Here is a 5,386-nt window from a genome sequence, read left to right as displayed (position 1 = left end):
GTTCATGCACATGGCCGGCAAATTCGGTGGCAGAGGGGGCGGCGGCTTTGGCCCGTTCGGCCACGGCGGCCGTGGTGGCGGGCGCGGCGGTCCGGGCGACATGTTCCGCGCCGGACGCATGCTGGCCGACGGCGACCTCAAGCTGATCACGCTGTCGCTGCTGGCCGAAGCGCCGCGTCACGGCTACGACATCATCAAGGCCCTGGAAGAGCGCACCAGCGGCATCTACAGCCCGAGCCCGGGCGTGGTCTACCCGACGCTGACCTTCCTGGAAGAGGCCGGCTATGCCGCCTCCGCCGCCGACGGCAACAAGAAGGTGTTTTCGATCACCGAGGCGGGCCAGGCGCATCTCGCCGACAACCGCGAGATGATCGACGGCGTGCTCGACCATCTCGAGCGCTTCGGCCGCAAAATGGCCAAGGCGCGCGACTGGTTCGGCTGGAACGACGAGAGCGAAGAGGGCGGGCGTCGTGGCGGCCGCGGTGGCCGCGGGGATCGTTCGGAAGCGCGCGACGAATTCCGCGCAGTCCGTCACCGGCTGCGCGCGGCTCTGGGCGACTTCGTCGACGCCCCGGCCGACAAGCAGGCCGAGGCCATCGCCATCCTCGAAGCCGCCGCCGAGGCGCTGGAAGCGCTGTCGCACAAGTAAGCTCGTCCAGCCGACCGGACGCAGCCCTTGCCCGCTGGCCCAAGGACCGATAGTGAAATTCATCCCGCGTCACTCTACATGGTGCGGGATGAATGCTGTTGGAGGAAGTCCGATGTCTTTTCTGAAGCGTCTTTTCGGCGGTGGCGGCGGCGGAACCCAGACGGCTGAGCCGACGAGTGCAGCGCCAGCCAAGCAGGTCGAGCACAAGGGCTTTCTGATCAGCGCCACGCCCTACAAGGCCGATGGCCAGTACCAGACCTGCGGCGTCGTCTCCAAGGAGATCGACGGCGTGGTGAAGGAACACAAATTCATCCGCGCCGACCGCTTTGCCGGGCTCGACGACGCCGTCGACATCTCGATCAAGAAGGGCATCCAACTGGTCGACGAGCAGGGCGATCGGGTTTTTGGATAGGCAGGACCGGTCGAGGCGAAAATCTTCGGCATCTCGCAATGAGCCCAACCGATCAGCGTGAAGATGCTGTCAAGCGTGTTAGGAACGCCAAACAAGGCCTGGTCTCCGCAATGCCATCAAAGCCGGCTCACTCTACAGGCCGCCTTGCTATGGCAGTAAATGCATGAGTTCGTCCGGCATTGTGGTAACCGCCGGCACTGGAGTAGCCGCCGGCGTGGGATCGGCCGGATCGGCAACATTCGTTCCACCGATGACGTAGCCCGGTTCTTCCGAGTACGAGTAGACTTTCGTTATGATGCCTGATTTGAGCGCTTCAGCGTCCCAGACGTTATAAAGGCCCTGCGGCGTTGCCAGCCCCATCATGGCGAACACATCGGCGCTGTTGACGCCCATTTCGTCGAAATAGTCGGACAGCAACTGCTTCAGCGCCGGATCAGGCACCGTCGAAATCTCATCAAAGCTTCTTCTGCCGTTGTGCATTCGGGGTGTCTTCCGGCCGTTCGTTATCTGATGGACGGCGATCCGGGCATTGGCAGCTGCGGCGCGGACCTGGCCCCCAGCCAAGGCCCATGGGCAGGCCGAGAAACAGTACGCCCCACCAGAATGAACTTCCCCTTCCGACCAGCCGTTCCTGACCATCTTTTGCGGACAGCGTGGCACCAGCATCGGGCAGCCGTTCAACTGCGTCCTGCCTATCGCAGTTTCGAGGCCGGCGGCGCGGATCATGTGTCCCATTTCGAGCGCCGCATCCACGTTCCCGCCGCCAGACTGAAACACGACAGGAAGCCTTTCTCCCTTCAGTTTCCGCAGAAATTTCTCAAATTGCCTGGCGGTATCAGGTTTTATTATGCCCTCGGCAGATATCCATTGGACGCAGTTGACGTTGCAATCGCCGTTCCGAACCAGAATGAAGTTCATCGGCCATTCTTCGGGCGCTTTCTGCTTTGCGACGGCCGATGCAGTTGCAGTCAAGGCGACAAAGGCGATCAAGCAAAGGGTTACCAGCGGACCCAGGCGAGTTGTCACGATGAAAAGCCCCACTTACCAACGAATAACTACTATCGCCTTAGGTCTGTCTGATACAACCTTCTTTAACTCTCCGCTCGACGACGCCGTCGACATCTCGATCAAGGAGGGCATCCAGTTGGTCGACGAGCAGGGCGATCGGATTTTTGGGTAGGCAGGACCACCTCTCCGCTGGAGGTCGCAGATCGCGACCGCCAGCGGGTCAATTCGTCCTGGCGGGATCGATCGTCATCAGGCGTGCCCTTGCCTCGATCAGGTGCCTTTGCGCGGCTCTTATCCGGCTGCACAATGCCAGATTGAGGGCGACGCCACCTTCCTCATCCAGCAAGTCGTTCGCGCACTTCAAAGAGTGCTCAGCTCTCCTTATACGCAGTCTGGCTTTGGCCGCTTCCATGCTGTGAATTTCAATCATTGCGCCGCGTCCTTTGCGGTTCCGGTCCCTTCATGGACTAAACCGCTGATGATCGCATTGGTTCCGGCCCAGGGAATATGCCCGCGGCTTCGGCTATTTCGTGGTCGTGTTGAATTCACGGTTTGCCGTGTAATCGATCACGAAGGTGCCCTCGGGAGCGCGAACGCCCTGCTTCACATTTGATATAGTCACCGTTGTGGTAAGTCCCTTCTCGTCGGTGAGGCTCCATCTGCGCAGATCTAGAGATTTACTGTCGAACACCATGGAGATGCTCGAATTGCCGAAGGTCGATCTGTCCGACAGCTTGACGGTAATTTGGGCGCCATCGTCCCTGATGCTTTTCACGCGATTGCCGGAGAAGTCGACCTTATTGTCGAGCAGCAGCTTAAGCGGCGTCTTCGAGAGAGCATAAAGCCGCGATGTCTTCAGCTTTCTGTTATAAACCACCAGGGATTTGCCATCTGCAATCACGCTGATCCCTGATTGGCCTGCATAGTTGAACCGGATCTTGCCGGGGCGTTGTAGAAAAAACCTGCCACGAGTCCTTTCCGCATTTGGACCCGACTGGACGAAGTCCCCGGACATGGACTTTACCGATGAGAGGTGATCGGCAACCGTCTTGGCATCAACAGGCGCGGCGGAGATCGCGGCGGTGGGTGCCGCATACATCGCGGCAGCGCTGGCAACGGCGAACCAGCAACCCAGCAGTACTTTGATCCGATAGCCCATCGCTTATCCCACCTCCGGAGCAGGCGCGTGATCGAAAGAGATCACGCGCCTCCAGGTCAGTAACCCTCCGGGCATCGTGCAACGTAAACCCGGCCATACTGATCGCGATATCTGCACTGGCCGGCTTCGCTGGCGTGCCCGATGACGGCCCCGGCTATCGCGCCAACCGCACCGCCAACAACCGCCCCTTGCACAGGATCGCCGGCCACCGCGGCGCCTACCGCTGCGCCACCCAAGCCGCCGACGGCAGCGCCTTGTTCGGTACGGGAGCACGCCGAGAGCGGAATGAGCAGGCTCAAAATGAGCAGCGTCTTTTTCATTGGTTCTCTCCTGGGCTACTATTAGCCAAGGCTTAAATGCACCAAGGAGCTTTTCGATCCATCGACCGCTGCCTCCGTTCAAGCGACGGCTGGCCATCAAGCACAACCCCTGTGCCCCGCTACGCCGCCTGCAACTCTCGGCGCGGCAGCGGCGGGAAGGCGATGGCGATGCCGACCGCGCCGAGCCCGACGAGGGCCGAGCCGATGAATAGCCAGTGGTAGTTGGCATAGGCATCGAAGACCATGCCGCCGGCAAGCGGTCCCAGCGCCATGCCGAGGCTGGACAGCATGGTGGCGGCGCCGAACACGGTGCCGAGGATGCGCTGGCCGAAATATTCGCGCGCCAGCACCGCATAGAGCGGCATGACGCCACCATAGGTGGCGCCGAAAATGACGGCCAGCATGTAGAACTGCTCGAGCCGGCTGATCGAGAGATAGGCGGCAATGACGATCGCCTGGATCGCCAGGCCCGCGATCAGCACCGGCTTGACGCCCAGCCGGTCGGCAAGCACGCCGTAGAAAAGCCGGCCGCCGAGGCCGGCCAGGCCTTCGACGCTGTAGATCGAGACCGCGGCCATGGGGGCGACGCCGCACAGCATGGCATAGCTGACCATCTGGAAGATCGGCCCGGAATGCGCCGCGCAGCAGGCAAAGAAGGTCAGCCCCAGCACGATGAACTGCGGCGAGCGCAGCGCCTGGCCGACCGTCAGGCCGGCGCCTTCGGCAACCGGCGCGGAGCCGGTATCGGCCATGACGGGCTTCGGTGGTTGGCGCACCAGCAGCACCGCCGGCAACAGCAATACCCAGGCGGTAATGCCGATGTCGAACATGGCGGTGCGCCAGTCATAGGCGGAGATCAGCCATCGGGCGAAGGGCGAAATCGTCATCGGCGCCACGCCCATGCCGGCCGAGACCAGCGAGACGGCGAGGCTACGGTTGGTGTCGAACCAGCCTGTGGTCAGCGCGATCATCGGCGCGAAAAAGGCGCTTGCCGCGAGGCCGACCAGCACGCCATAGGTAATCTGGAAGCTCAGCAGCGAACCGGCCCGGCTGGCCAGCACCAGCGCCAGCCCGAGCAGAACCGCGCCGGTCATCACGACGATGCGGGCGCCAAAACGGTCCGATATCGCGCCCCAGGCGAAGCCGCCAAGGCCCATCACCAGGAAGTTGAGCGTCATGGCGCTCGAAATGCCGGCGCGCGACCAGTTGGTGTCGATCGCCATCGGCTCGAGAAAGATCGCCAGCGAAAACATCGTCCCGATGGCGACACAGGACATCAGCGCGCCAGCCGCGACGATGACCCAACGATAGGAAAAGCTCATTCAAATCTCCCATGCCAGAGGGCAGCGCTCAGCGCTGCTTGCATCCGAAGGACGCCGGCAGCGAGGCTGATCCTACAATCCGGTTGCATTTTTTATCCAGTCTGGCCCGACGCCGTTTTCAGCAGATCAGATCGGCAGTTCCGACGTGTATTTGATCGTCTGGCTGGGGACGTCGGTCTTGACGTTCTGCACGCCCTTGATGCGGCTCAGATGCTCCGACTGGAAGCGGCGGTAGTCGTCGATGCCGGCCGCCACCACGCGCACCATGGCGTCGCAATCGCCGAGCATCAGGTAGCACTCCATCACCTGCGGCAGCTTGGCGACTTCGGTGGCGAAATGCTCGATCGTGTCCTCGTCCTGCGTCTTCAGCCAGATGCGGGTGAAGAAGGTCAGACCCTTGCCGATGCTGGCCGGGTTGAGCACGGCGACATAGCGGTCGATGACACCGGCTTCCTCCAGCAGCTTCACGCGACGCAGGCAAGGCGATGGCGACAGCCCGACCTCATTGGCCAGATC

Annotated in this window: 9 protein-coding genes; 3 read left to right on the top strand and 6 right to left on the bottom strand. The window is 62.0% G+C overall.

From position 1 onward, the window contains the following. Nucleotides 1-649, top strand: a 649-nt coding sequence (locus EN914_RS22850) for a PadR family transcriptional regulator (protein WP_245497835.1), incomplete at its 5' end; no start/stop codon positions are given. A gap of 112 nt (nt 650-761) precedes the next feature. Beyond that, entirely contained in the window at nt 762-1,061 is a 300-nt protein-coding gene (locus EN914_RS22845; protein WP_024505488.1) for an HlyU family transcriptional regulator, read from the top strand. 147 nt (nt 1,062-1,208) lie between these two features. On the opposite strand, the gene EN914_RS22840 is transcribed toward EN914_RS22845, so the two are convergent. Next, a complete protein-coding gene (locus EN914_RS22840) occupies nt 1,209-1,979 on the bottom strand; it encodes a hypothetical protein (protein ID WP_127218879.1) in 771 nt (256 codons plus the stop codon). Here EN914_RS22840 and EN914_RS22835 point away from each other — a divergent pair. Next, entirely contained in the window at nt 1,969-2,241 is a 273-nt protein-coding gene (locus tag EN914_RS22835) for a hypothetical protein (protein WP_127218880.1), read from the top strand. The two genes, EN914_RS22840 and EN914_RS22835, sit on opposite strands and share 11 nt — an antisense overlap. 48 nt (nt 2,242-2,289) lie before the next feature. Here EN914_RS22835 and EN914_RS22830 read toward each other — a convergent pair whose 3' ends face one another. From EN914_RS22830 to EN914_RS22810, 5 genes are all read right to left on the bottom strand, one after another. Next, nucleotides 2,290-2,499 carry a hypothetical protein gene (locus EN914_RS22830; RefSeq protein WP_013530154.1) on the bottom strand — a complete coding sequence of 70 codons (210 nt, stop codon included), beginning with the start codon at nt 2,497-2,499 and terminating at the stop codon, nt 2,290-2,292. Between the two features lie 93 nt (nt 2,500-2,592). Further along, the gene (locus tag EN914_RS22825) at nt 2,593-3,228 is read right to left on the bottom strand and encodes an outer-membrane lipoprotein carrier protein LolA (RefSeq protein WP_024505489.1); all 636 of its coding nucleotides are present in this window, start codon (nt 3,226-3,228) and stop codon (nt 2,593-2,595) included. 56 nt (nt 3,229-3,284) lie between these two features. Next, nucleotides 3,285-3,548 (bottom strand): YMGG-like glycine zipper-containing protein, encoded by a 264-nt coding sequence (locus tag EN914_RS22820; RefSeq protein WP_013530156.1) that lies wholly within the window; start codon nt 3,546-3,548, stop codon nt 3,285-3,287. Between the two features lie 119 nt (nt 3,549-3,667). Then, nucleotides 3,668-4,870 carry an MFS transporter gene (locus EN914_RS22815; protein WP_024505490.1) on the bottom strand — a complete coding sequence of 401 codons (1,203 nt, stop codon included), beginning with the start codon at nt 4,868-4,870 and terminating at the stop codon, nt 3,668-3,670. A 126-nt stretch (nt 4,871-4,996) separates the two neighbouring features. Beyond that, nucleotides 4,997-5,386 (bottom strand): Lrp/AsnC family transcriptional regulator (locus tag EN914_RS22810; RefSeq protein ID WP_164778855.1); only part of this gene is annotated, 390 nt, incomplete at its 5' end.

The sequence above is a fragment of the Mesorhizobium sp. M7A.F.Ca.CA.001.08.2.1 genome (assembly GCF_003998455.1).
Taxonomy (GTDB): domain Bacteria; phylum Pseudomonadota; class Alphaproteobacteria; order Rhizobiales; family Rhizobiaceae; genus Mesorhizobium; species Mesorhizobium ciceri.
The sequence above is the reverse complement of the archived record's forward strand: the minus strand, read 5'-3'. Positions and strand labels throughout refer to the sequence as shown.

Excerpts from the sequence above, each read along its gene's own strand:
- EN914_RS22845 (WP_024505488.1), top strand. The coding sequence starts at position 762 with ATGTCTTTTCTGAAGCGTCTTTTCGGCGGTGGCGGCGGCGGAACCCAG.
- EN914_RS22835 (WP_127218880.1), top strand. The coding sequence starts at position 1,969 with ATGAAGTTCATCGGCCATTCTTCGGGCGCTTTCTGCTTTGCGACGGCC.
- EN914_RS22840 (WP_127218879.1), bottom strand. The coding sequence starts at position 1,979 with ATGAACTTCATTCTGGTTCGGAACGGCGATTGCAACGTCAACTGCGTC.
- EN914_RS22830 (WP_013530154.1), bottom strand. The coding sequence starts at position 2,499 with ATGATTGAAATTCACAGCATGGAAGCGGCCAAAGCCAGACTGCGTATA.
- EN914_RS22825 (WP_024505489.1), bottom strand. The coding sequence starts at position 3,228 with ATGGGCTATCGGATCAAAGTACTGCTGGGTTGCTGGTTCGCCGTTGCC.
- EN914_RS22820 (WP_013530156.1), bottom strand. The coding sequence starts at position 3,548 with ATGAAAAAGACGCTGCTCATTTTGAGCCTGCTCATTCCGCTCTCGGCG.
- EN914_RS22815 (WP_024505490.1), bottom strand. The coding sequence starts at position 4,870 with ATGAGCTTTTCCTATCGTTGGGTCATCGTCGCGGCTGGCGCGCTGATG.